Raw genomic sequence first — 23,183 nt, forward strand, 5'->3', positions numbered from 1 at the left:
ATGGACTTAGAGGCAAGGCGCTGGCCGGGGCCTTCAGCACCGACCCGCACGTCATCGCCGAAACCGCCATCTACGCGCCCTGGCTTGTCGGGCTGCCGCTACTCGGCGTTTGCGCCTACGTGCTCGATGGCGTCTTCGTGGGCGCCGGATGGACGCGGGCGATGATGGGCACGATGCTGGCTGCCATGGGGATCTACGCCCTGCTGCTCTGGTTGATGCACCCATGGGGCAATCACGGGCTCTGGGCGGCCTTTACGCTATTCTTCGTGATGCGCGCGATCGGCCAGGCGGCTGTGCTGCCGCGTCTGATGCGCCGCAGTTTCGGTCCGCGCTAGGATTCAGCTTCCCATAAATCGAGCGGATCGCCCCGTCCCGCAGCGTCGATCGGCACTTCGCAGCACGTTTCGGTAGTGCCATCGATGAACCCGCAGAACCGTTCGTGCAGCGCTTCGAGGTTTATGCGCCGCATTTCGGCCTCGCTGAACCCGGCCGCAAGGATCGCCGCGAGCGCCCGCTGTTTCTGCGCGATCAGGTCTATGGCCTGAAGCTCGCGCATGTGCCGGGCCACGAAGCCCTCGTCACGGCAGAACACTTCGCCTAGCGCCTCGATCTCGGCCCCGAGTTCGCCCAGAACTTCGGCCATGGCGACGAAGCGCGGTTCGAATTCCGGCTGCCCGGCCATGTGCCGTCAGACCGCCGTAGCCTCGGCGGGAGCCACCGAGGCGCTGAGCGCGGGAATATCGAGAACCATGACCATGCGATCGTCGATCGCGACAAGGCCTTCGAGGAACGGCGTCACTTCGTCCTGCCCGACGCCCGGCGGGGGCTGGAGGGTTTCCGACTGAAGCGCGACGATATCCGACACCGAGTCCACGATCAGTCCCTGCGCCTGGCCGCCGACCTGGCAGACGATGATCGCATGGCGCGCCGTCGCCTGGGTCGGCGGCCAGCCGAGCCGCGCGGCAAGATCGATCACCGGCAGCACGGTGCCCCGCAGGTTCACCACGCCCGCCACATAATGCGGCACGCGCGGCATCGGCGTCACGGGTGTCCAGGCGCGGATTTCGCGGATCGCCATGATGTCGAGCGCGAAGATCTGCCCGGCCAGTTCGAAAGTGATGAGTTCACGGTGCATCGCGGTTTTCCGCCTTCAGTGGGCGACGCGGCGCACGGCCGCGACCAGTTTATCGGTGTCGAAAGGCTTGACGATCCATCCCGTCGCGCCTGCGGCACGCGCACGCGCCTTCTTCTCGTCCGAACTCTCAGTGGTGAGCACCAGGATCGGCCGGTCCCGGTGACGCGTGCCGCCGCGCACTTTCTCGATCAGCCCGAAACCGTCGAGCCGGGGCATGTTGATGTCGGTGATGACCACGTCCACCTCGTTCACCGCGAGCCATTCCAGCGCGGAAAGCCCGTCGTCGGCCTGGGCCACGTCGAACCCGTTCGCGGACAGCGCATGGTTGAGCAGCGCCCGCATCGAGGCGCTATCATCTACGGTAAGGATGCGGGTGGTTCGGGACATCGGCAGGCCTCGCTTCTCAGAACAGTTCGACTTCGCCGCGCGGCTCGGCCCAAGGGAGAACGGGGCGGAGGGAGACGGCGGCATCCGGTTCGAGCACGTCCAGCCGGCGACAGCGCACCAGCCCGGACGCGGGACGGAAATCCAGACGGCGCGCGGCGCTGCCCCCAAGATCCTCGCGCGCCAGTGCGATGCCCTCGCGTTGCAGGAATTCGCGGGCGAAGCGGGCATTGGCGCTCCCGATCCGTTCCATGCCGCGATGGAGATTGGCGCCGCCGTAAAGATGCGCGCGCATGTGCTGCTTGCGGCCGCCTTGCGCCAGCATGGCATTGATCAGCATCTCCATCAGATAGACGCCGTAATGCACGTCCACCTCGCCCCGTTCGGTTTCGGAAAGCGGCTTGGGGAGGAGGAAATGGTTCATGCCGCCCAGGCTCGCGACGGGATCGTGCAGGCAGGTGGCGACACAGCTTCCCAGCACGGTTCCAAACTCGTCCACCGGCGATGCGCTCACCCGGAACTGGCCCTGGAGCACGGTTGCATGGTTGCGCCGCTCGGTCTCGGGAAGAGGTTCGAGCATCAGGCCGCCTGGTGCAAGGCATGGCGGGCGATGCGGTCGAGCGGCGCCACCACGCGCGCGGCCCCCAGCGAGATCGCCGCGCGCGGCATGCCGAAAACCGTGCAGCTATCCTCGTCCTGCGCGATGGTATGCGCGCCTGCCCGGCTCATGGCCAGGAGACCGCGCGCGCCGTCCTGCCCCATGCCGGTGAGGAGGATGCCCACGGCTCCGCCCCCCAGCTCCGCCGCCGCCGAAGCGAACAGTGCATCCACGCTGGGGATATGCCCGGAAACCGGCTCGCCCCGCCGCAGCCTGGCGTGGAGCCCGCCACCCGGTCCCGCACGGACCGTCAGGTGACATTCCGCCTCGGCGGCCAGGTAGACATTGCCCGCGCGAAGCGGCATGTCCTGCCCCGCGATCTGCACCCGCGCCGGGCAGGCCTGGTCGAGCGTGACGGCAATGGCGGGCGCGAAGCGCGGATTGACGTGCTGGACGATCAGGGTCGGCGGGCAATCCGCAGCGAAGTCGCGCAGGAGAACCTGCAACGCCTCCACCCCTCCGGTGGACGATCCGATCGCGATCAAGCGCGTGTCGCGCCGGATCGAGCGACGGCTTTCATCGGCAACCGCACGCGAGACTGCGTGCGAGACTGGGCGATGGAACCGCACTTGCGCGGCCGTGCGGACCATGGCCGCCAGTTCGCCACCGTCTTGCAGGGCAAGCCTTCCTGCGGGATCGTACTTGGCATAGCAATCCACCGCCCCCAGCCCCAGCGCGCGGGCGGTCGCCTCGCTTCCGTCGCGCGTCATGCCGGAAACGACGATCACCGGGGTGGGCCGCAGAGTCATGATCTTTTCGAGGAAATCGAGCCCGTTCATGCCCGGCATCTCGATGTCGAGCGTGACCACATCGGGATCGAGGCGCTTGATCATCTCGCGCCCCTCTACGGCATTGGAGGCCGTGCCCACGACTTCGATATCGTGCTGCTCACGCAGGCGCGCCAGCAGGATCGCGCGCATCGTCGGGGAATCGTCGATGATGAGGACGCGGATGGTCATGCCCCTCTCCGGCGATAGATCGTCGGACCCACCAGTTCTAGCAGGTCCGAGGCCGGGCCGGTCACGCGCTCGGAATGGCCGATGTAGAGGTGGCCGCCCGGCACGAGTGCCTCGGCAAAGCGATGGACCAGCCTTTCGTTGGTCGGAGCGTCGAAGTAGATCATCACGTTGCGGCAGAAGATCGCATCGAAACGGCCCCGGATCGGCCAGTCGCCCAGCAGGTTGAGCGTGCGGAAGCGCACGATGGAACGCGGCGGCTCCGCCAGCGCGACCTTCCCGTGCTCCTCGGCCGTCCAGAGCAGGCGCAGTTCCGATGGCACCGGCTTCAGGTCTCCAGCGGCATAGACGCCGCCCATCGCCTTGTGCAGCGCATGCGGCGCGATGTCGCTGGCGAGGACGCGCAAGTCGCGATGCGTCAGGTCTACGCCTGCCGCGCGGTCCGTGCCGAGCAGCGTCATGACGATCGACCAGGTCTCCTCGCCGCTGGAGCACCCCGCGGACCAGATGCGCACGGCGTTACGACGGCGCAGCTTCTCGATCAGCGCGGGCCTGACATGGTCGCGCAAGTGTTCGAAATGATGCGCCTCGCGGTAGAAGAATGTGTGGTTGGTCGTCAGGGCGGCGACCGCGCGGCCCATTTCCTCGGGATCGGCGCGCATCGCCTCGATATAGCGGCCGAAAGTCACCAGGCCGGTCGCGCGCACCAGCGGCGCGAGACGGGAATAGACCAGCATGGCCTTGCCCTGCGGCAGGACGATGCCCACCGCATCGTGAACGATCCGCGAAACTTCCGAGAAATCGGCGGCACCGTAGATGTCCGGGCTGACGCCGGGCACGAGTTCGGTCACGATGTCCGTGGCCATCATGCCGCAGCCTGTTCCGGGCTTGCCGGTTGCCCCTCCGGCGAAGAGAGAGTGAAGGCCACCAGTCCGTCCACGTCGAGGATCAGGGCCACCCGCCCGTCGCCTAGGATCGTCGCCCCCGCGACCCCTTCCACGGAACGGAAGTTGGTGGCAAGGCTCTTGATCACGAACTGTCGCTGGTCCTGGATATCGTCCACCAGCAGCGCCGCCTGTCCGGCACTTTCGGTTTCGACGACCACCAGCACGCCCTTCCCCGCCGCCCCGCCATTCGCCTCTGCACTGCCCCCGCCACTGGCGTTCAGCGCTTCTCGCAAGGGAATGACGGGAATGAAGCGCCCGCGCACGTTGAGCACCTGGCGGCGGCTGCCGATCCCCTGCACTTCGTTCTCGCCGGGGCGCAGACTCTCGACCACGTGGGAGAGCGGCACGACCAGCGTCTGGTCGCCGACATTGACGATCATGCCATCGGATATCGCCAGGGTGAGCGGCAGGGTGAGGATGAACTTCGTCCCCCGGCCCGGCACGCTCTCGATGGTGATGCGGCCGCCGAGATCCTTCACGTTCTGGCGCACCACGTCCATGCCGACGCCGCGCCCCGAGATGTTCGAGACGACCTCGGCGGTGGAGAAGCCGGGGGCGAAGATCAGATGGTCGATCTCCTCGGCCGTCAGCTGGGCATCACTGCCGACGATACCCTTGTCGATGGCCTTGGCGAGCACGCGTTCGCGGTCGATGCCCGCGCCATCGTCGGCGATGGAAATGAGAATGCGGCCGGAGCGATGCTCCGCCGCCAGCGTCAGCGTGCCCTCCGGGGGCTTGCCGGCCGCGATCCGGGCCTCGGCGGCTTCGATGCCATGATCCACGGCGTTGCGGATGAGATGGGTTAGCGGTTCGCCGAGCCGCTCGATCACGGTCTTGTCCAGTTCGGTGGTCTCGCCCAGCACGTCCAGCCGGACGTGCTTGCCGGTGCTGGCGGCAAGATCGCGCAAGATGCGGGGCACGCGGCTGAACACCGAGGCGATCGGCTGCGCGCGGATCGACATGGCGCTTTCCTGCATGTCGCGCGTCAGACCTTCGAGCAAAGACAGCTCCTCGCTTGCCGTCACTCCTGCCCCCTGGAGCCGCTGCACCAGCATGGCCTGCGCGATCACCAATTCGCCAACGAGATCGATCAGCCGGTCGAGCTTAAACAGATCGATGCGGATGGACTGCCCGGTGCCGGAGCTGGTGCCAGGACTAGTCGTCGGGCCGGTCGTTGCGGTCAAAGTGCTCGCTTGAGGGGCCGCAACAGCGGGTTCCAGGTGAGCGAACGGCAGGATAGCGCCGCTGTCCGGAAGCACGCGAACAGGCGCGGATTGCACCGGAGGCATCGCTGCATCCTCGCCGATGGTCAGCGCGCAATCCTCGCCGATGAAGTCGAATATTTCCCGCACTACCTCTTCGGCCAGATCGCCGGGCATGGCGTAAGTCCAACCGAGATAGCCCTGCTCCAGATCGAAGTGATCCAGCGGCGGCACCTCGGAAACGTCGCAGTGCAGACACTCGCCCCCCAGCGCCGCCAGATCGCGCAGCATCAGCAGCGGCTCGCTGCCGTTGCGCATCGCGCCTGCGTGCGGCCGGACATGTACCTGCCAGGAGGGCTTCGCAGCCGGGCCCACGGCGAAGCTGGCGGTAAGGTCGTCAAGCAGCGCATCGAGATCGAGCCCGAAATCGTCGGCGAGGTCAGTCTCCGGAACCGGTTCAGGCGCCCCCTTCGTTGCGGGCTCCAGCCCACTCGCTGCCGACTGGGACGAATCCGCCCCCGAGGCCGCCATCGCGGCGTTCATTTCCGAAATCAGCGCCGTGTCGACCGGTGGCTCGCCTTCCTCGCGCGCGGCCTCCACATGGTCGGCCAGCGTATCGAGCGCGCGCAGCAGCAGGTCCACAAGCTCCCGCTCGATCGGCACCAGCCCTTCGCGCACATCGGAAAGCAGAGTCTCGAAGACATGGGTATAGGCCTGGAGCGCGATATAACCGAAAGCGCCGGCCCCGCCCTTTATCGAGTGTACCCCGCGAAACACCGCATTGACGGTGTCGGCATCCTGCGTCCCTGCCTTGCAGGCCGCCAGCCCGGCTTCGGCGGCCGCAAGCGATTCCTCGCACTCCGCGAAGAAGATCTGCTGGATTTCCTCCGGGCTCACAGCACGGAATCCTCAGGCGCAACCTCCTGCCGTAACTCCGTCCCGGTGCTCTCCCCGAAAAGCTCCGTGCAAAGCCCCGTCAGCGCCGCAACGTCGCGCAGGACGGGTGAAGGTACGATCGTGGCGCCCGCGCTGCGCCGCACCGAGACCAGCAGTTGCAGGACCGCCTGGCCCATCTGCTCCACCGCCGTGCCGTCGATCGTCATGTCGTTGCCGCCGATGGCCGCAACCATCTCCGGCCAAAGCGCCTCGGCGGCGGCGCGGTCGCAGCGGGCAGGAAGAACGAGTGTGGTCATGACGGCAACCCCGGTCCGGGAAACGTGAAGCGCCCTCCTATCCGCGTCGTTGCCAACGCCGGGTTTGCCCGCCGCTCCGAAAAGTCCCTTAGAACGCGGAAGGACTTTCGTTCCGTTCCCCAGGTTATCGCGCATCTCCGCCAGCCGATTTTCTCGAACGGGAAGGTTTTTCCATGCACGATGCACGCGTTCTGGTCGTCGATGATTCCGCCGCCATGCGCGCCCTGTTCTGCGATGTGCTGGAGCAGTCGAAGAACGTGCGCGTGGTCGGCACCGCCGCCAGCGCGGCGGAGGCGCGGGAACAGATCGCGCAGCTCATGCCCAATGTCGTCACGCTCGATGTCGAGATGCCGGGCATGAGCGGAATCGAGTTCCTGGAAGAGATCATGACCACCAATCCGATGCCGGTCGTCATGCTCTCGGCGCTGACCCAGAGCGGTACCGTAACCTCATTGAAAGCCTTCGAACTCGGCGCGGTGGAGTGCTTTCCCAAGCCGCTCAAGGCCACGCCCGAACAGTTCGCCAAGACGGTGGGCAAACTAGGCAAGATCGTCATCGCCGCCGCCAATTCCAATGTCCGCGACCGGCCCCGGCATCGCGGCGCCAAGCCTGCCGAGGAACAAGGCGGCTATCGTGCCAGTGGAAAGATCGCTGCTTTCAGCACGTCGATGGGCGGCGTCGATGCATTGACCGCCGTGCTGTCGCACTATCCCAAGGCCTGCCCGCCAACGGTGATCGTGCTCCAGACCGAGCCGGCGCTGGCCGAGATGTTCATCGCCCGTGCCGACAGGGACAGCGCCTGTGCCGTCAAGGCAGCCGCCGATGGCGCGGAGCTGGTTGCGGGCGTCGTCCACATCGCCTTCGACCCGGCGCGGCATGTCATCGTCGAGCCCGGAACGCCGCCGCGCATCCGCCTGGTCGACCGCGATCCGATCGAGGGGTTCCGCCCTTCGGCCACCCTGCTGTTCGGCTCGATCGGGCGCGGCGCCATGCCCGCCATCGGCGCGGTGCTGACCGGCATGGGCGAGGACGGCGCCAAGGGGCTTCGGCTACTACAGGCCGCCGGATGCCGCACTCTGGCGCAGGACCGCGCGAGTGCGACCGTGCCGCAGGCCCCGGCCGCCGCCGTGGAAGCGGGCGCGGTGGATGCCGAACTCAGGCTGGAGGATCTTGCCGCGGACGTGCTGGCGAACTGCGCGCAAGGATGATGCAGGAAAGCCGCCGACGCTGGAGGAGGGGATAGCGTCGGCGGCTCGCCAGGCTTCGGTTAAGGACGTCAGGCGTACCTGGGGATCAGTGTCCGCCCGAAGCCGGCTTCGCACCGCGCGGGGGACGCGGGGCGATCCAGATGGTGCAGGCCGCGATGAACAGCAGCACGGCACAAAGTGCGAAAACATGAACGGTGCCGAGCGCCGTGCCTTGCCCCGCCACGAGATTGGCCAGTGTCTGGCGCGCCTGCTCCACCGAGAAACCCGCGCCTTGAAGCTGCTCCATGGTCCGCTGCGCGCCGTTCATCGACGCGGCCATCTCAGCCCCGTTGGCGCGGGACATGTCGTCCCAGGTGGTCGTCACCAGGGCCGTGGCCACGGCGCTCGCCAGTGTTCGGCCGAAGTTGGCGATGCCTGCCGCGCCCGCCGTCTCGTCGGGGCGGACCGAGGCGAGGCTGATCGTGGTGAGCGGCACCATGAACAGCGAGACGCCGATGCCCTGCACGAGTTGCGGCCAGGAGATCGTCCAGAACGTCACGTCGGTGGACCAGCTGGTGCGGAAGATCGCGCAGATGCCGATCCAGGAAATGCCGATGAACACCAGCAGGCGCGGATCGAAGCGCTGCATCAGCTTAGGCACGAAAGGCGATGCCACCACCGCCAGAACGCCGGAGAAGGCCATGGCCTCTCCCGCCTGGGTGGCGGTATAGCCCATCGAGGTCTGGAGCCACTGGGGGATGATGACCACGGATGCGAAGTAGGTACCGAAGGCGATCGTCAACGAGAAGGTCGCCGCTGAGAACCCGCGATGCCGGAAGACCTTCAGGTCCACCACCGGGTGTTCCTCGGTCAGTTCCCAGATGATGAAGGCGATGAAGAAGATCACCGCGATCACCGCCAGCGCGACGATGAAGGGCGATCCGAACCAGTCGTGCTCGCGGCCAAGGTCGAGCATCATCTGGAAGGACGCGACCCATGCGATCAGCAGCCCCAGGCCCACCACGTCGATCGGCAACTTGCGGGTAGGCGTCTCCACACTGCGCAGCATGGTGAACAGGCCGAAAAAGACCACGATCACGATCGGCACGTTGATGAAGAAGATCCATTCCCACGACCAGTTGTCGGAGATGTAGCCGCCCACAATAGGCCCGGCGATCGGCGCGGTGACGACGGTCATGGCCCACATCGCCATGGCGCGCGGGTGCATGTGCTTGGGGAAGATGCGCAGCAGCAGCGTCTGCGTCAGCGGCATCAGCGGGCCGCCGCAGAAGCCCTGCCCCAGCCGGAACACCACCAGCAGCGGGAAAGTATGCGCGATGCCGCAGAGCGCCGAGAACAGGCCGAAGCCCACCAGCGAGAACAGGAACACGCGAAGGCTGCCGAAACGGCCGGCGAGCCAGCCCGTGAGCGGCACGCAGATCGCCTCCGCCACGGCGTAGGAGGTGATGGCCCAGGTGCCGTTCGTTACCGAGACGCCGAGGCCGCCGGAAATATGCGGGATCGAGACGTTGGCGATGGTGAGGTCAAGCACGACGACGAAGTTGGCCATCGCCAGCAGAAAGCCGGCGATGAGCAACTTCGCTCCCGTGAACGTGACGTCGCCTGCTCCGGCAGCCTCGGCCGCCGGCGCCGCAGGTGCGCCGGCCATCAGTCGGCGTCCGTCAGTTCGATCTCTGCGTCCATCGACAGGCCGATGCGCAGCGGATGGGCCTGAAGCTCCTTGGGATCAAGCTCGATACGGACCGGCAGGCGCTGGACCACCTTGATCCAGTTGCCCGTCGCGTTCTGCGCCGGGATCAGCGAGAAGGCCGAGCCGGTGCCGCCTGCGAAGCCGATCACCTTGCCATGATAGACCACGTCGCCGCCGTAGAAGTCGGACTTCAGCGTGGCGTTCTGGCCGGGGCGGACTTTGCCGAGCTGCGTTTCCTTGAAGTTGGCATCGACATAGAGATGGCCGACCGGAACCACCGTCATCGCCACGCCGCCGGTCTGGACCTTCTGGCCGACCTGAATGGCGCGCCTGGCGATCACGCCGTCGATCGGCGCGCGGACGATGGTGCGTTCGAGGTCGAGCTTCGCCTGATCCAGCTTGGCCTGAGCTGCGCGGATTTCCGGCGCGGTGGTGTCGCTGGTGCCCTTGGTGAGGGCCACGGCGGCGTCTTCCTGGCGGCGGGCACTGACGGCGGCGGCCTGCATCTGGGCGAGCATGGCGCGCGCCTCGCTGGCCGAAGCCTGTGCCGAGGCAAGCTGCTGGCGCGCGGTCGTCAGTTCATCGCCGGATACGGCGCCGCTGCCGACCAGTGCCTGGCGGCGGGCGAAGTCGGTCTTGGCCTTGGTCAGGGTCGCCTCGGCCGAAGCGACGCTGGCCTTGGCCGAGTTGATCTGCGCGTCGCTCGCATCCGCCGAGGCACCGAGCGCCCGGTTTTGCGCCAGCGACTGGCCATAGCGGCGCTGCGCGGCGGCAAGTTCGGCCTCGGCCTGGGCGAGCGCGATGCGCTGGTCCTTGTCCTCGATCCGGAACAGCAGCTGGCCCTTGCGAACGGGCTGGGTGTCGGTGACGAGCACTTCCACCACGCGCCCCGAAGTCAGCGGCGTCACTTGCGCATTGTCGCCACCGACATAGGCGTTGTCGGTAGAGACCGAGCGGCTGCCGATGAAGGTATCGTAAGCGAAATAGAGCAGGCCCACTGCCGCCACGCCGACGGCGAGGCCGATCAGCAGCGGCTTGCGCTTGTTCTTGCCCAGCACGCTCCCGGAGCCTTGCGCGTTGTTGTCCTGGTCACTCATCACTCGGGAGCCTTCTTGCTGGAATTGTCTTCGTAGCCGCCGCCCAGCGCGCGCTTGAGCGCGACTTCGCTGGCGAGGGTACGGAAATGGGCATCGACGGCCGCCTGCCGCGCATCGAGCGCGGTCGTCTCGGCGCTCAGCGCGTCGAGATAGTTGCCGAGGCCGCCCTTGTAGCGCTTCATGGCGATGTCATAGGCGCGGGCCGACTTGGCCTGCGCATCGGCGGTGGCCTGTTCCTGCTCGGCCGCGGCATTGCGGGTGGCCAGCGTATCGGCCACGTCCTGAAGCGCGCCGATCACGGTGCCGTTGTAATCCGCGACGGCCAGGTCGTAGGCCCCGCGCACGCGGGTATATTCGCCCTTGAGGCGACCCCCCTGGAAGATCGGCAGGCTGATAGCGCCGCCCGCGTTTCCATATGTGGAGCCGCTCTTGAACAAGTTCGAAAGCCCGAGCGACTGGAGCCCGAACAGCCCGCTGATCGAGATATCGGGCAGGAAGGCGGCCTTGGCGGCATCGATGCGCTTGCCGGCAGCTTCGGCGCGCAGGCGCGCGGCAACGATGTCCGGACGGCGACCGACAAGGCCGATCCCGGCATCGCCGGGAACCGCCGTCACCGGCAGCCCGTCGATCGAGGTAGGCGTGATGGCCAGGCCGCGATCGGGGCCGGCGCCGAGCAACGCCGCAATCGCATGGCGGCGCAGCAGGATCTGCTCGTCGTTGGCGGAAAGCGCCGCGCGTGCCGAGGCGGCGAGCGATTCCGACTGTCGCAAGGGCAACTCGCTATCGAGCCCCTGCTGGTTGCGCTGGTCGCTGAGCGTGACCATCGCCTCGCGCGCCTTCAACGCTTCCTTCAGCGCCTCTCCGCGCGCCACCAGGCGGGCGAGATCGAAGTAGGAGGAAACGACGTTCGAGGAGATCATCAGCTCTGCCTGGCGGGCATCGGCTTCGGCGGCGTACTGCTCGGACGTCGCGGCGGCGAGCATCTTGCGGTTCTTGCCCCAGAGGTCGAGGTCGAAATCGCCAGACAGCGCGAGATCGCCCCTGCTCTTCCAGCCCTTGGGCACGAATGCAGCCGGAATGCCGTTGTTGTAACTCTGCTTCGCTCCGCCGGCGGATCCCTGTCCGTTGATGGTCGGCAAGGTCGCCGCTCCGGCCACGAGCGCCGCGCCGCGCGCCTGCAGGATACGGGCCTGCGCCTCGGCAACGTCGGGCGAATTGGCCAGCGCCTCCGCCACCAACGCATCGAGCTGGGCATCGCCGTAGGCGGTCCACCACTGCTGCTGCGGCCATGCGGCATCGCTGGTGGCCATCAGCGACTGGCTGCTGTCCAGGGTTGCGGGGGCCCGCATCTGCGGCTTCGGCCCAAGGTCGGGCACTGCGCAGGCGGACAGCGAAAGGCCTACGGCCAGCATGGAGGCTGCCGCGACTCGGGTGATAGTGATCGTACTCATCGGTACAGTTTTAATCGGACTCCGGCTTGCGCCTGTCAACGGAAAAGTGTACCAGCTAGTACCACTATGACAGAAAACATGGGCAAGAGAGAACTCAACAAGGCGCGCAAGAGAGCCGCTATCGTGGACGTGGCCACGCGTTCCTTCTTCGAGCGCGGCTATGCCGCCACCACGATGTCTTCCATCGCCGACGAACTCGGCGGCTCCAAGGCCACGCTCTGGGCGCACTTCAGTTCGAAGGAAGAGCTTTTCGCCGCCGTTGTCGACAACAAGGTCGACACGTTCGCGCAGGACGTGAACGAAGTTTTGACCGGGCAGACCTTCTCGTTCCCGGCGCTGCGACGGGCTTGTGTGCGCTTTATCGACTGCCTGCTGCGTGAGAACTCGGTGCAGCTGTTTCGCCTCGTGGTGAGTGAGGGGGAGCGGTTTCCAGAGATCAACGAGATGTTCTACGAACGCGGACCCTGGCGCTTCCGGCGCTGCGTGACGGAATTCTATGCCACCCGGTTCACCCAGGAAGAGGCCGAACGGCTGACGCAGGTGACGGTGGCGGCCATGGTCGGCTATCGCTCGGATATCCTCATGCAGCCCCGGCGCCCCTCCCTGAAAGAACGGGAAGCTTTCGTCGACAACCTGATCGGCCTGATAGACTGGCCACGCGGCACCTGCCCGCGCGCGGCATGAATGGCAAGGAATGGCTTGACCTAGCGCAGTCGGGATAGGAAATGGCGCGCATGGACCAGGCCAGCGCACTTTCCCCCATTCTCGTCGTCACCACCGGCGGCACGTTCGACAAGCAGTATTTCGACGCCCTCAGCGAATACCAGATCGCCGAGAGCGTGATCGAGAAGCTGCTGAAAGTCGCGCGCGTCGCCCACCCCGTACGCGTCGTCGAACTGATGCGCAAGGACAGCCTGGAACTGACCGACGAGGATCGCGCGGCCATCCGCGCCATCGTCGCCGCCGCGCCGGAAACGCATGTGGTCATCACCCACGGCACCGACACGATGACCGAAACCGCCAAAGTGCTGGCGGACCTGCGCGGCAAGACCACGGTGCTCACCGGCGCCCTTGCCCCTGCCCGTTTTGCCGAGAGCGACGCCACGTTCAACCTCGGCATGGCCTTCGCCTGCTGCCAGTCCGCACCCGAAGGCGTGTGGATCACGATGAACGGTTCGGTGTTCAACGGGCTGAAAGTGCGCAAGGATCGCGCAGCAGGAAAATTCATCAGCCTTTAATCGATGCGCGCATCCAAACCACATTGACCCATAACTAAGGGCAAAACCGGAAAGCCTCCTTCGTCAGGCGCAAACGGCCTGCCTCATAGACCGGAACGCGGAAGGTCGATCGCCGCGTCGCCGATGAACGCGCACGACCTCCCGGTCGCACGGTAACGTCGCTCCCCTGTTCTCGGGGGTGCCGGCTTTTACGCTGCGAAGGGAATTGTGGTGACGGTAGCGCTTCAGAACCAGGCGGACGTGCATGTCGCGCTGACTCATGCGCCGATCGGCGCCATGATCATCGACGAGACCGGCGTTATCTCCTGGGCGAACAATGCCGTGGCGGCGCTGCTGGGTGAGCCGGACCCGTCCGCCTTGCGCCTCTCTCTCGCATTCGTATGGTTGCCGCAGGACGATGCCGACATTCTCCGGAAAATGCTGGAGGTGTTCTTCGCCGCACCGGTGGATGCCCGGCCTTCCTGGACGCGCGTGGTCTCGGTCAAGGCGCTGGAAGGAATTCAGCAGACGGTGGAACTGACGCTGACGTCTTCCCCCGGCGACTTCGACAAGCGCGCAATCCTCTACTTCCAGAGCCTGACGCGCCAGACCATAGCCGAAAAGCGCTTCACCCAGATTTTCGAGAACCTGCCGCTCGGCGCACTGGTGGTCGACGGCCGCCAGCACATCGTCCAGGTCAATTCCGCCCTTGCCGGCGAGTTCGGCTACCCGCGGGAGGAACTTGTCGGGCAATCGCTCGAAGTGCTGCTTCCCCCACGCTATCGCGAGCCGCATAGCGAACACGTCTCCGGCTATGTCCAGGCGCCAAGCTCGCGCATCATGGGCACAGGCCGCGATCTGACCGGCCTGCACCGCTCGGGACAGGAAATTCCCGTCGAGATCGCGCTGACGACGCTGGAGAACGGTGCCCAGCCCCTGTTCATGGCCATCGTCAGCGACATTTCCTCGCGCAAGCAAGGCGAGACCGCGCTCCAGCAGACCAACGCGCAGCTTGAGGAGTTCACTTACGTCGCCAGCCACGACCTGCGTTCGCCGCTGCGGGGGATCGCCGATCTCGTCACCTGGATCCGCGAGGATCTGGGCGATATCGAACTTCCGGACGACGTGAAGCACAATTTCGATCGGATATCGCTGCGCATCGACCGCGCCGAGCAGATGATCGACGACCTGCTCGACTATGCCCGCGCCGGCGTGCGCGAGCGCCATACCGAAACGATCGCCCCCGCAGAACTGGTGGAGGAAGCGCTAGGCCTGGCACTCGTGCCGGACGGTTTCGAGGTGGAGATCGACCTTCAGGGCCGCGACATCGTCGCACCGCGCGCGCCCCTGGCCACCTCGCTGCGCAACCTGATCGGCAACGCGGTAAAACACCACGGCGGCGCTTCAGGGCGGATACGCATCGCCATGCGCGAGGAAGGCCGGTTCTCGGTCTTCACGGTGGACGACGACGGCAAGGGCGTCACCGCCGGTAACGAGGAACGAATCTTCAAGCTGTTCCACCGCGCCTCGCCGGGCACGAGCGGCGACGGCGTGGGCCTGGCCTTCACCCGCCGCATGATCAACGCCCACGGCGGCATGGTGACGGTCCGCTCCCCCGGAACGCTCGGCGGCGCCTCGTTCGAAATCCACTGGCCGCGGATGGTGCCCAAGGAAAACGAGGATGACTGAAGCTCGCCAGAACCTGCCGGCCATGGCGCCCTGAACGAAAACACCCAGCCAGCCGACGAACCCGCTCGAAGGTCGCCCAACTCACACCCGAGGAATCCCAGAGAATGGAATATATTCACAACGGCAAGACGGAAATCCAGGCCCTCGTGGTAGATGACGACGATGTCGATCGCGAGCGCCTGATCCGCATGCTCCAGCGCGGGCCGCGCCCGATCAACGTGATCGAGGCCAGTTCGCAGGCCGAGGCGCTTCAGATCATCCGCCACGCCGAGCCCGCGCTGGACATCGTCTTTCTCGACTTCGGCCTGTCCGACGGCGACGGTCGCGACCTGGTTCCCACGATCCGCGCCGAAGTGGACCAGGACTGCCCGATCGTGGCCGTCACCGGCAATGTCGACGAACAGGTCGCGGCGGATTCGATCAAGGCGGGCATGACCGAATATCTCACCAAGCGCGCGCTCTCTCCGGAGCGGGTGGCCGCCTCGGTCGAGGAAGGAATCGCCTGGCGCAAGTATCGGCAGGATTTGCGCCGCACCGAGGAGGAACTGACGCACCGCAGCCTTCACGATCCGCTGACCGACCTGCCCAACCGCACCCTGCTGTTCGACCGGCTCGGCCAGGCCTGCGCCCGCGCCCGCCGCAACGGCGGCTCCTTCGCGGTGATGATGATCGACCTCGACCGCTTCAAGGAGATCAACGACAACTTCGGCCACGCCGCCGGCGACGTGGTGCTCACCACCATCGGCCGCCGCTTGCGGGGCCACTTGCGCGAAGTCGATACCGTGGCGCGCCTCGGCGGCGACGAGTTCGCCCTGCTGCTGCAGGACGTGCCCGATTACGATACCGCCACGGGGCTTGCCGGCAAGCTGGCGCGGGTGATCGAACAGCCGATCGTCCACGAGAACCGCATCCTCCATGTAGGCGCATCGATCGGCATCGCCATGTGTCCGCAGCGCGGCTATGCGCCGACCGGACTGCTTTCCGCTGCCGACGACGCGATGTATGCGGCCAAGCGCGGGCTCGACAAACTGGTCGCCAGCCGCGAGAACCTGCCCGCGGCCCCGGCCTTCGATCCCAAGGACATGCTGGAAGAGATCGACCAGGCGATCTCGCACGATGCCCTCGAATGGCACTGGCAGCCCAAGGTGGACTTGCGCGACGGCCGCGTGCTCGGCTTCGAGGCGCTGGTGCGCTGGCGGCACCCGCGCAGCGGCAATATCCCCGCAGACCAGCTCATCCGCACCGTCGAGCAGTCTCCCTTGCTGGAGACATTCACCAACCAGTGCCTGGACACCGTGCTCGCCCAGTTCGCGCGCATTCAGGACAAGGTGGACGGCGCCTCGATCGCCATCAACGTCTCGGCCCGGATGCTCGAACGCCCGACGTTCGTGGACAGCGTGGTGGAACTGATCGAATGCCACCGCATCGCCCCCGAACGCGTGACGCTGGAACTGACAGAGACCGCGCTGATCACCAATCCCTCCCAGGCGAAACGCGTGATCGAGAGCCTGCACGAGCACCGCATTCCACTGTCGATCGACGATTTCGGCGCCGGCTTCACTTCGTTCGGCTACTTGCGCGAGTTCGCTATCAGCGAGATCAAGATCGACCGCTCGTTCATCTCCCGCTTCACCGAGAACCGCTTCGACCAGTCGCTGGTCAACAGCCTGGTGGTGCTCTGCGAAAGTCTGGGCATTCCGCTGGTGGCGGAAGGGGTGGAGACGCCGGAAACGCAGGAACTGCTTGTCTCGCTCGGCTGCAATGCGGGGCAAGGCTACGGCATCTGCAAGCCCATGCCCTACGACGACGTGCTCGACTGGATGGACACCTGGCGCAACCAGGCGCCGATGATCCGGCAGGTCAACGCCTGAACTCCCGCGTCACCGGGGCGCACGCTACGCCCCGGTGATACCTGCCCTCGACCCTTCATCATTGCTGGACCCTGCCCGCGCCTTTCGCGATCCTCCCGCCAGATCAGGAGAGGCCGAATGAGAGGGAACGCGGCATGAGCGACGAAACGGCAGCGGCGATCAGCGCCGTCCGGCGCGACTGGGTCACCGAGCATCGCGACACGTACCTCGCGTCCGGCGGCGCCCAGGGCCATATCATGGACATCACGCCGGTCGGCGGCCGCAAGTTCGCGACCCACTGCCTGGTGAAATATGTGGGCCGCAAGAGCGGCAAGACCTTCATCACCCCGCTCTGTTATGCCGACATCGGCGGCGAAGTGGTGATCTGCGGCTCGAAGGGCGGCGCCGATACCCATCCGCAATGGTATCTCAACCTCGTGGACAGCCCGGAGGTCGAATTCCAGATCGCCACCCAGGCCTTCAGGGGAACCTGGCGCGAGCCGGAAGGCGAAGAGCGCCGGAAAGTCTGGGATTTCTTCATCGACTGCCATCCGTTCTACGCCACCTACCAGGCCTCGACGGAGCGCCTGCTGCCACTGGTCCTGATGAAAGCGGATACGGAAATCCCTGTGTTCAAGGCCGAAGACGCCACCGGCCACCGCACGACCTGAACTTTTCCAGACCGCATTTCCGGGACTTCAAAGCAATGACGACCGCCACGATCGACTTCACCGATATCGACCAATACCTTGGCAAGACCATGGACTTTTCACCCATGCGCGAACCCATCGCCAACAACGACATCCGGCGCTGGGTCCATGCCATGCACTATGCCAACCTGCTGCATTTCGATCCCGCCACGTTCGAGACCAGCCGCTGGGGCCGTCTGGTGGCGCCGCAAAGCTTCGCCATCGCCACCGACGACGGCCACGGCGCGGCACCGGCCTGCGTCGGCTGCATTCCCAATTCTCACCTGCTGTTCGGGGGCGACGAATGGTGGTTCTACGGCCCGCGCATCGAAGCAGGCGACGTGGTGACCAACACGCGCATTCCCTTCGATTACAAGATCAAGGAAACCGGCTTCGGCCCCACCTGCTTCCAGCGCGGCGACAACAACTATTCGAACCAGAAGGGCGAGGAGATCGCGCGGCAGCGCTCCACCGCCATCCGCTATCTTGCGCACGCCGGCGGCGATTCCGTGAAAGCCGAGGACTTCGAAGAACCGGAATGGACCGACGAGGCGATCGCGGCCCTGGAAGACCGCAAGTTCGCATGGATAAAGATGCTGCACGACCTCGGCCACAAGGAGCGCTGGTGGGATGACGTCGCGGTGGGCGACCAGCTTCCCGAGCGCGTATTCGGCCCGCACTCCCTCGCCAGCTTCGCCACCGAATGGCGCGCCTATATCGTCAACACCTGGGGCACGATGGACTTGCGCAAGAACGATCTCGAAGCGCTGGGCTTCACGCGCGAGATGGCGGGTTACGAGAACGATCCCGAGATGATGCTGGTGAACCCGCTGCTCACCGACGGCGCCTATTACGGCCCTTCGCGCGGACACCTGTTCCCCAAATATGCCCGCAAGATCGGGATGCCGCGCGGCTATGGCTATGGCGCGTCGATGGGCTCATGGGTGACGGATTTCCTCTCCGGTTGGGCGGGCGAGCACGGCATGGTCGTCCATTCCATCGCCAACTATCGTGGCCCCGCCCTTACCGGCGACGTGACGATCCAGACCGCCGAAGTCACCGAGAAGTCGGTGGACGCGGACGGCCGCCATCTCGTGCACGTCAAGCACCTGATGACCAACCAGAACGGCAAGACCATGTGCACCGGCAGTGCCGAGATCGCACTGCCGAAGAAACCCGGCTGATCAACGGGAACAGCAGGCCGTCCCGGAGATATGCCGGGGCGGTCTTGCTCAGAACCCGCCCGGAAGCGCGCCGCCCGCCGAAACCGTTGCCACCCGGCCCGCGATCCAGATCGAGCCGTCCGCTTCCCTTCGGCAGTGGATTGATCCGTCCGCACCCGTTTTTCGCCCCTGCGCGGCTACATAGGACTCCTGGGCCTGGCCGCTGGCGAAGAGGTACTGCGCCACGGCCGCGTTGAGACTGCCGGTCACCGGATCCTCGCAGACACGGCCGGTGGCATCGGCAAAGAAAGCGCGCAATTCCCATTGCGCCCCACCAGCGCCCGCGTCATCGCGAGGACCGAGCAGGGCCACATCGGTGTGCAACGGCGCGCGGGCCACCGGCTCGGCCGCCAGCACCGCTTCGGCGGAGGTGAGATGCAGCAACTTCCAGCCCGGACCGTTGGCGGCATGGACCCCGGCGACGACGTCCTTCTCGTCCACGCCGCAAAGCCGGATCGTCTCCGCAAGATCCACGGCGTCGAGCGACCCCGACCGCGTCAGCGGCGGTGCACGGAAGGCCAGCATGTCGCTCTCCTGCCGTACATCGACGAGTCCGATCCCGCATTCCTGCACGATCCGTCCTGCCGTTTTGGGAACCCCTCCGCCTGCCAGCCAGGCATGGGCAGTCCCCAAGGTGGGATGCCCCGCGAAGGGCAGTTCGCCTGCCGGATAAAAGATTCGCACGCGGTAATCCGCCGCGGGATCGGTCGGCGGCAATAGGAACGTCGTTTCCGAGAACCCCAGCCAGCGCGTGATCCGCAACATGGCATCGGCGTCCAGATCGTCCGCACCATGCACGACCGCCAGCGGATTCCCGGTGAGAGGACCGGACCCGAACACGTCCACCAGATCGAGTTGCATACTCAGCATTCCCTTCACGCGTTTGCGCCCTTGGACAAAATCTCAGGGTTTTTCCCGTGGTTCATTCGGGGTTTTGGAGCAAGGGTGCATCCAGAGTGTTATAAGGCCACATAATTCCGTTCTCAGTAAGGACATCTCGATGAAGAAGACCCTCCTGGCCCTGACCATGGCCGCGCTTGTGCTGCCGATGGCAGCCCCCGCAGAAGCTCAGGCCTGGCGCAATGACGATCGCAACCGCCACCACGACCGGTATGACAATCGCCGCGACGACCGCAACCGTTACGACAATCGTGGCCGCTATCGCGAACCGCGCCGCATGACCCGCAACGATCGCGCCTGGCGCGGCAAGGACGGCCGTTACTACTGCAAGCGTGACAACGGCACCACGGGCCTGATCATCGGCGCGGGCGCCGGGGCATTGGCAGGCAATCAGATCGCCGGCCGTGGCGACAAGACCCTGGGAACGATCATCGGCGGCGTGGCCGGCGGCCTGCTGGGACGCCAGATCGACAAGGGCGACGTGAAGTGCCGGTAAACTGACGATCTGCGATCCGACCATCGCGGTCTGAACACGAAAAAGGCGCGTCATCCTGAGGGGCGGCGCGCCTTTTTGCTGCCTGTGCGGATTAGGCCGTAACCAGTCGCAAGTGCTGGTCCATTGCCGGTTCGGGCGCGGATACCGTGCGGTTCCTGCCTTGCCGCTTGGCATCATAAAGGGCTTCGTCGGCCACGCGCATGACTTCCGCCAGCGTGAGACCTCGGGTTGCCGCCACGCCAAGGCTCAATGTCGGCACCACTTTGCCTCCCGCGAAAGTGGTGACGACCAGTTCCGCGACGGTCCGGCGCAGCCGTTCGGCGGCGGCATGCGCCTCGCGTCCGTTGCGGGCATGGAGGAAGAGGCCGAACTCCTCCCCTCCAAGCCGCCCGCACAAGTCGCCCGCGCGCAAGTTGGACTGGATGGCATCCCCGATCGCCACCAGCACGCGATCTCCCACGCCGTGCCCGAACGCGTCGTTGATCTGCTTGAAGTGATCGACATCGGCCACGATCAACCAGCCGTCACGATCGGCCATGGCGTCCCGCGTCATCTCCAGGAACACGTCGCGGTGGGTAAGTCCGGTCATGCCGTCTACCCGCGCCGACCGTTCCAGCCGCTTGAACGCCTGGGCGAGTTCCTCATGCAGGGCGGAAATGCGGGCCTGCTGGCGCGAAAGCACGATGCAGACGGGTGCGGATACCGCCAGTGCCACGATCATACCCACGACGATCAACTGCACGGGCATCGCGAAGCCGGGTACCAGTGCCGCCACCGCCAGGAGCAGCGAAGTGGCAGCCACCGCCAACCCGGTTCCCGCAGCCACATGGCGGAAGCCATGGCTTTTCATGCAAACGATACCTTACCCCGTTGAACCCCTCGAACCGCCATAGACCGTCATAGTTAACAGTTTGCTGCCCCGGTTAACTTTGCGCCTGAAAGTGCGGTTCGTGCCGCGCCGTTAGAGTGATGGGTCTTCGCTCGCACCCCAGGAATACCCCTTAGCCCCCACGGAAAGCCCTTTTAGTCTCTCGCCGTTAAACCGCCTTGGCCACTTCGACAGGGGAAGAAGACAGCATGACCGCCACTTCTCAGACCACGGGCCGCGGCAATATCGCACCTCTCGACGAGGCCAACTACCGCACCTTCCCCCGTATCCTGGCCGCCATCCGCAAGCATGCCCCGGTTGCACTCAAAAGCCTCTATCGCCGTGTCGAGGCATCCTCCGAACTCAGCCGCCTCCTGCCCGATCCGGAAATCCGCCGTCGCGCCTCGGATGCGCAGTACGAGCACTGGATCAAGATGTTCTCCGGCCGGTTCGACGCCGATGCCGCCAAGCGCAGCGAGAAGATCGGCCACATCCATGCCCGCGTAGGCCTGACGCCGGACTATTACATCACCAGCTACGCCGCCGTGCTGGAAGACATGATCGAAGCAATGATGGCCCGGCGCTTCATCACGCCCTTCAACAGCCGGGACGCGGGCAAGACCGTGGGCACACTGGTCAAGGCCGCCCTCCATGACATGCAGATCGCCCTCAGCGCCTATTTCAACGCCGAGGCCGAAGCCCGCAATCGCGTGCTCGATTCCATGAGCATGGCCCTGTCGGAAATGGCGTCCGGCAACCTACAGGCCCAGCTCGGCGACTTGCCCGAAGCCTATCGCAAGCTGGGCGAGGACTTTGACAACATGCGGCGCCACGTCGGCTCGCTGGTAGTGGAGATCACCGACTCCGCCGACAGCGTCAAAGTCAGCGCCCAGGAAATCAGCGCCGCCGCCAACGATCTTGCGTTCCGCACCGAAAGCCAGGCCGCTACGATCGCGCGCATATCCGAAGGTGTGCGCGAGGTCACCGGCGCGATCGGGACGACCGCAGGGAGTGCCCGCAACGTCGATTCCAGCGTCTCCGAAGTCGCGGGACACGCCCGGCGCGGCGGCGAGGTGATGGAAACGGCGGTCGTCGCCATGGACAAGATCAAGACCTCCTCCACCGAGATCGCGCAGATCATCGACGTGATCGAAGCCATCGCTTTCCAGACCAACCTGCTGGCGCTCAACGCCGGCGTGGAGGCCGCGCGTGCCGGAGAGGCGGGCAAGGGCTTTGCCGTGGTCGCCACGGAAGTCCGCGCACTTGCCCATCGCACCACCGAGTCGGCGAACAATATCAAGAACCTGATCACCAAATCGACGCAGGACGTGCATCAAGGCGTGGACTTGGTGGCACAGACGCGATCTGCCTTGGACGAGATCATCGCCCGCCTGGCCGAAACCACGCAAATGGCCGACGAAATCTCGCGCTACTCGCAGACCCAGGCCCAGACCATGCGCGAACTGAGCACGGAGATTCAGCAGCTCGACACCAATACCCAGCAGAACGCCGCAATGGTGGAGGAATCCAACGCTGCCGCGCGGGCCCTCACCGAACAGGCCCACGCCATGGCGACCACGGTGGGCAAGTTCCGCTTCGAGCGCGGAAGCGAGCCTCGCAGAACCGACGAGGATCGCCTTCGCCAAGGCTTGCGGCCGGTCGCAATCAGGAAGGCCGCCGGGTTCTGACCTGGAGCGGTTTCCTATCTGAATGCATCAGATCAATTGCTCTACATTTCTGGTTTGCCACGCTGCCCGTTTCAACCCGACTATTCGTCGCTTCGTCCTCACGCTTCGGCGCATATGACGCTCCGTGCAATACTGTTCATCGCAGGTTCTGGCGCGCGCTGGAAATCGGAACCCCGGTCGTCAAGACATTCAACCGAGAAGGATTTCCAGATGCGCAAAGCCATCGCAGCAGCCGCCTTGGCTGCCCTCACCATTCCCGCCACGTTCGCCGTCACCGAAGTGGCGGAAGCCCGCGACCACGGTCGGCGCTATCACCGCACCGACAACGGTGTACGCTACTGGCGTGGCAATGACGGACGCTACCGCTGCAAGAAAGCTAACGGCACCACCGGCCTGCTGATCGGCGGTGTCGCCGGCGCCCTGGCGGGCCGCGCCATCGATACGCGCGGCGATCGCGCCACCGGCACCATCCTCGGTGCCGCCGGCGGTGCCCTGCTGGGCCGCGAGATCGATCGCAACAACTCGCGTCCGCGCTGCCGCTGATCGACGAGGAACCACGGCGCGTCGTCCCTCCGGACGGCGCGTCGCATGGCTGCCACAACTGAAATATTTCGAAATCGCCAGGTGACGCGAAGCCTCTAG

At 65.7% G+C, this 23,183-nt stretch carries 23 protein-coding genes and 1 pseudogene; 11 read left to right on the top strand and 13 right to left on the bottom strand.

Going from position 1 to position 23,183, the window contains the following annotated elements:
• A pseudogene (locus tag RT424_RS11365) lies at positions 1–335 on the top strand (MATE family efflux transporter); the annotation flags it as partial.
• Here the strand turns inward: RT424_RS11365 and RT424_RS11370 are convergent.
• From RT424_RS11370 to RT424_RS11405, 8 genes are read right to left on the bottom strand one after another with little or no spacing between them, the layout of a single operon-like run.
• The gene (locus RT424_RS11370) at positions 332–682 is read right to left on the bottom strand and encodes a hypothetical protein (RefSeq protein ID WP_313437877.1); all 351 of its coding nucleotides are present in this window, start codon (positions 680–682) and stop codon (positions 332–334) included. The pseudogene RT424_RS11365 and the gene RT424_RS11370 sit on opposite strands and share 4 nt — an antisense overlap.
• Positions 683–688: 6 nt before the next feature.
• Positions 689–1,135, bottom strand: a complete 447-nt coding sequence (locus tag RT424_RS11375; RefSeq protein WP_313437880.1) for a chemotaxis protein CheW — start codon at positions 1,133–1,135, stop codon at positions 689–691.
• A gap of 15 nt (positions 1,136–1,150) precedes the next feature.
• Positions 1,151–1,522 (bottom strand): response regulator, encoded by a 372-nt coding sequence (locus RT424_RS11380; RefSeq protein ID WP_313437883.1) that lies wholly within the window; start codon positions 1,520–1,522, stop codon positions 1,151–1,153.
• Between the two features lie 16 nt (positions 1,523–1,538).
• Entirely contained in the window at positions 1,539–2,099 is a 561-nt protein-coding gene (locus tag RT424_RS11385) for a chemotaxis protein CheD (RefSeq protein ID WP_313437886.1), read from the bottom strand.
• Positions 2,099–3,136, bottom strand: coding sequence for a chemotaxis response regulator protein-glutamate methylesterase (locus RT424_RS11390; protein ID WP_313437889.1), 1,038 nt, complete (start codon positions 3,134–3,136; stop codon positions 2,099–2,101). Before RT424_RS11390 ends, RT424_RS11385 begins: the two co-directional genes overlap by 1 nt.
• Positions 3,133–4,002 (bottom strand): protein-glutamate O-methyltransferase CheR, encoded by an 870-nt coding sequence (locus tag RT424_RS11395; protein WP_313437892.1) that lies wholly within the window; start codon positions 4,000–4,002, stop codon positions 3,133–3,135. Before RT424_RS11395 ends, RT424_RS11390 begins: the two co-directional genes overlap by 4 nt.
• The gene (locus RT424_RS11400; RefSeq protein ID WP_313437895.1) at positions 3,999–6,179 is read right to left on the bottom strand and encodes a chemotaxis protein CheA; all 2,181 of its coding nucleotides are present in this window, start codon (positions 6,177–6,179) and stop codon (positions 3,999–4,001) included. Before RT424_RS11400 ends, RT424_RS11395 begins: the two co-directional genes overlap by 4 nt.
• Entirely contained in the window at positions 6,176–6,475 is a 300-nt protein-coding gene (locus tag RT424_RS11405) for an STAS domain-containing protein (protein WP_313437897.1), read from the bottom strand. Before RT424_RS11405 ends, RT424_RS11400 begins: the two co-directional genes overlap by 4 nt.
• 173 nt (positions 6,476–6,648) lie before the next feature.
• Between RT424_RS11405 and RT424_RS11410 the strand changes: the two genes are divergently transcribed.
• Positions 6,649–7,683 (top strand): chemotaxis protein CheB, encoded by a 1,035-nt coding sequence (locus RT424_RS11410; RefSeq protein ID WP_313437900.1) that lies wholly within the window; start codon positions 6,649–6,651, stop codon positions 7,681–7,683.
• Between the two features lie 85 nt (positions 7,684–7,768).
• On the opposite strand, the gene RT424_RS11415 is transcribed toward RT424_RS11410, so the two are convergent.
• Genes RT424_RS11415 through RT424_RS11425 form a run of 3 tightly spaced genes read right to left on the bottom strand, consistent with a single transcriptional unit; the run spans position 7,769 to position 11,921 of the window.
• Complete coding sequence (locus tag RT424_RS11415) at positions 7,769–9,331, bottom strand: DHA2 family efflux MFS transporter permease subunit (protein ID WP_313437903.1); 1,563 nt, start codon at positions 9,329–9,331, stop codon at positions 7,769–7,771.
• Positions 9,331–10,470 carry an HlyD family efflux transporter periplasmic adaptor subunit gene (locus RT424_RS11420; RefSeq protein ID WP_313437905.1) on the bottom strand — a complete coding sequence of 380 codons (1,140 nt, stop codon included), beginning with the start codon at positions 10,468–10,470 and terminating at the stop codon, positions 9,331–9,333. The genes RT424_RS11415 and RT424_RS11420 overlap by 1 nt, the downstream gene beginning before the upstream one ends.
• Positions 10,470–11,921 carry an efflux transporter outer membrane subunit gene (locus tag RT424_RS11425; RefSeq protein ID WP_313437908.1) on the bottom strand — a complete coding sequence of 484 codons (1,452 nt, stop codon included), beginning with the start codon at positions 11,919–11,921 and terminating at the stop codon, positions 10,470–10,472. Before RT424_RS11425 ends, RT424_RS11420 begins: the two co-directional genes overlap by 1 nt.
• 78 nt (positions 11,922–11,999) lie before the next feature.
• Here RT424_RS11425 and RT424_RS11430 point away from each other — a divergent pair, with 78 nt between their 5' ends.
• The 6 genes from RT424_RS11430 to RT424_RS11455 all read left to right on the top strand — a co-directional run bounded on the left by RT424_RS11430 (position 12,000) and on the right by RT424_RS11455 (position 18,550).
• Entirely contained in the window at positions 12,000–12,605 is a 606-nt protein-coding gene (locus RT424_RS11430) for a TetR/AcrR family transcriptional regulator (RefSeq protein WP_313437911.1), read from the top strand.
• Between the two features lie 50 nt (positions 12,606–12,655).
• Entirely contained in the window at positions 12,656–13,159 is a 504-nt protein-coding gene (locus RT424_RS11435) for an asparaginase domain-containing protein (RefSeq protein ID WP_313437913.1), read from the top strand.
• Positions 13,160–13,369: 210 nt separating this feature from the next.
• Entirely contained in the window at positions 13,370–14,827 is a 1,458-nt protein-coding gene (locus RT424_RS11440; RefSeq protein ID WP_313437916.1) for a PAS domain S-box protein, read from the top strand.
• 104 nt (positions 14,828–14,931) lie between these two features.
• Positions 14,932–16,698 carry a GGDEF domain-containing response regulator gene (locus RT424_RS11445; RefSeq protein WP_313437918.1) on the top strand — a complete coding sequence of 589 codons (1,767 nt, stop codon included), beginning with the start codon at positions 14,932–14,934 and terminating at the stop codon, positions 16,696–16,698.
• Between the two features lie 134 nt (positions 16,699–16,832).
• Positions 16,833–17,348 (top strand): nitroreductase/quinone reductase family protein, encoded by a 516-nt coding sequence (locus tag RT424_RS11450; protein WP_313437921.1) that lies wholly within the window; start codon positions 16,833–16,835, stop codon positions 17,346–17,348.
• Between the two features lie 35 nt (positions 17,349–17,383).
• Complete coding sequence (locus tag RT424_RS11455; protein WP_313437924.1) at positions 17,384–18,550, top strand: MaoC family dehydratase N-terminal domain-containing protein; 1,167 nt, start codon at positions 17,384–17,386, stop codon at positions 18,548–18,550.
• Between the two features lie 48 nt (positions 18,551–18,598).
• Here the strand turns inward: RT424_RS11455 and RT424_RS11460 are convergent, their stop codons facing one another.
• Complete coding sequence (locus RT424_RS11460) at positions 18,599–19,450, bottom strand: PhzF family phenazine biosynthesis protein (protein WP_313437926.1); 852 nt, start codon at positions 19,448–19,450, stop codon at positions 18,599–18,601.
• 139 nt (positions 19,451–19,589) lie between these two features.
• Here RT424_RS11460 and RT424_RS11465 point away from each other — a divergent pair, with 139 nt between their 5' ends.
• Complete coding sequence (locus tag RT424_RS11465) at positions 19,590–19,985, top strand: glycine zipper 2TM domain-containing protein (RefSeq protein ID WP_313437929.1); 396 nt, start codon at positions 19,590–19,592, stop codon at positions 19,983–19,985.
• A gap of 91 nt (positions 19,986–20,076) precedes the next feature.
• Here RT424_RS11465 and RT424_RS11470 read toward each other — a convergent pair whose 3' ends face one another.
• Positions 20,077–20,835, bottom strand: coding sequence for a GGDEF domain-containing protein (locus RT424_RS11470; RefSeq protein WP_313437932.1), 759 nt, complete (start codon positions 20,833–20,835; stop codon positions 20,077–20,079).
• A 227-nt stretch (positions 20,836–21,062) separates the two neighbouring features.
• On the opposite strand from RT424_RS11470, the gene RT424_RS11475 reads away from it, so the two are divergent.
• A complete protein-coding gene (locus RT424_RS11475) occupies positions 21,063–22,541 on the top strand; it encodes a globin-coupled sensor protein (protein WP_313437934.1) in 1,479 nt (492 codons plus the stop codon).
• A 210-nt stretch (positions 22,542–22,751) separates the two neighbouring features.
• Positions 22,752–23,084 (top strand): glycine zipper 2TM domain-containing protein, encoded by a 333-nt coding sequence (locus tag RT424_RS11480; RefSeq protein ID WP_313437936.1) that lies wholly within the window; start codon positions 22,752–22,754, stop codon positions 23,082–23,084.
• Positions 23,085–23,183 lie beyond the last annotated feature (99 nt).

The sequence above is a fragment of the Novosphingobium sp. genome (genome assembly GCF_032093395.1).
Taxonomy (GTDB): Bacteria; Pseudomonadota; Alphaproteobacteria; order Sphingomonadales; family Sphingomonadaceae; genus Novosphingobium.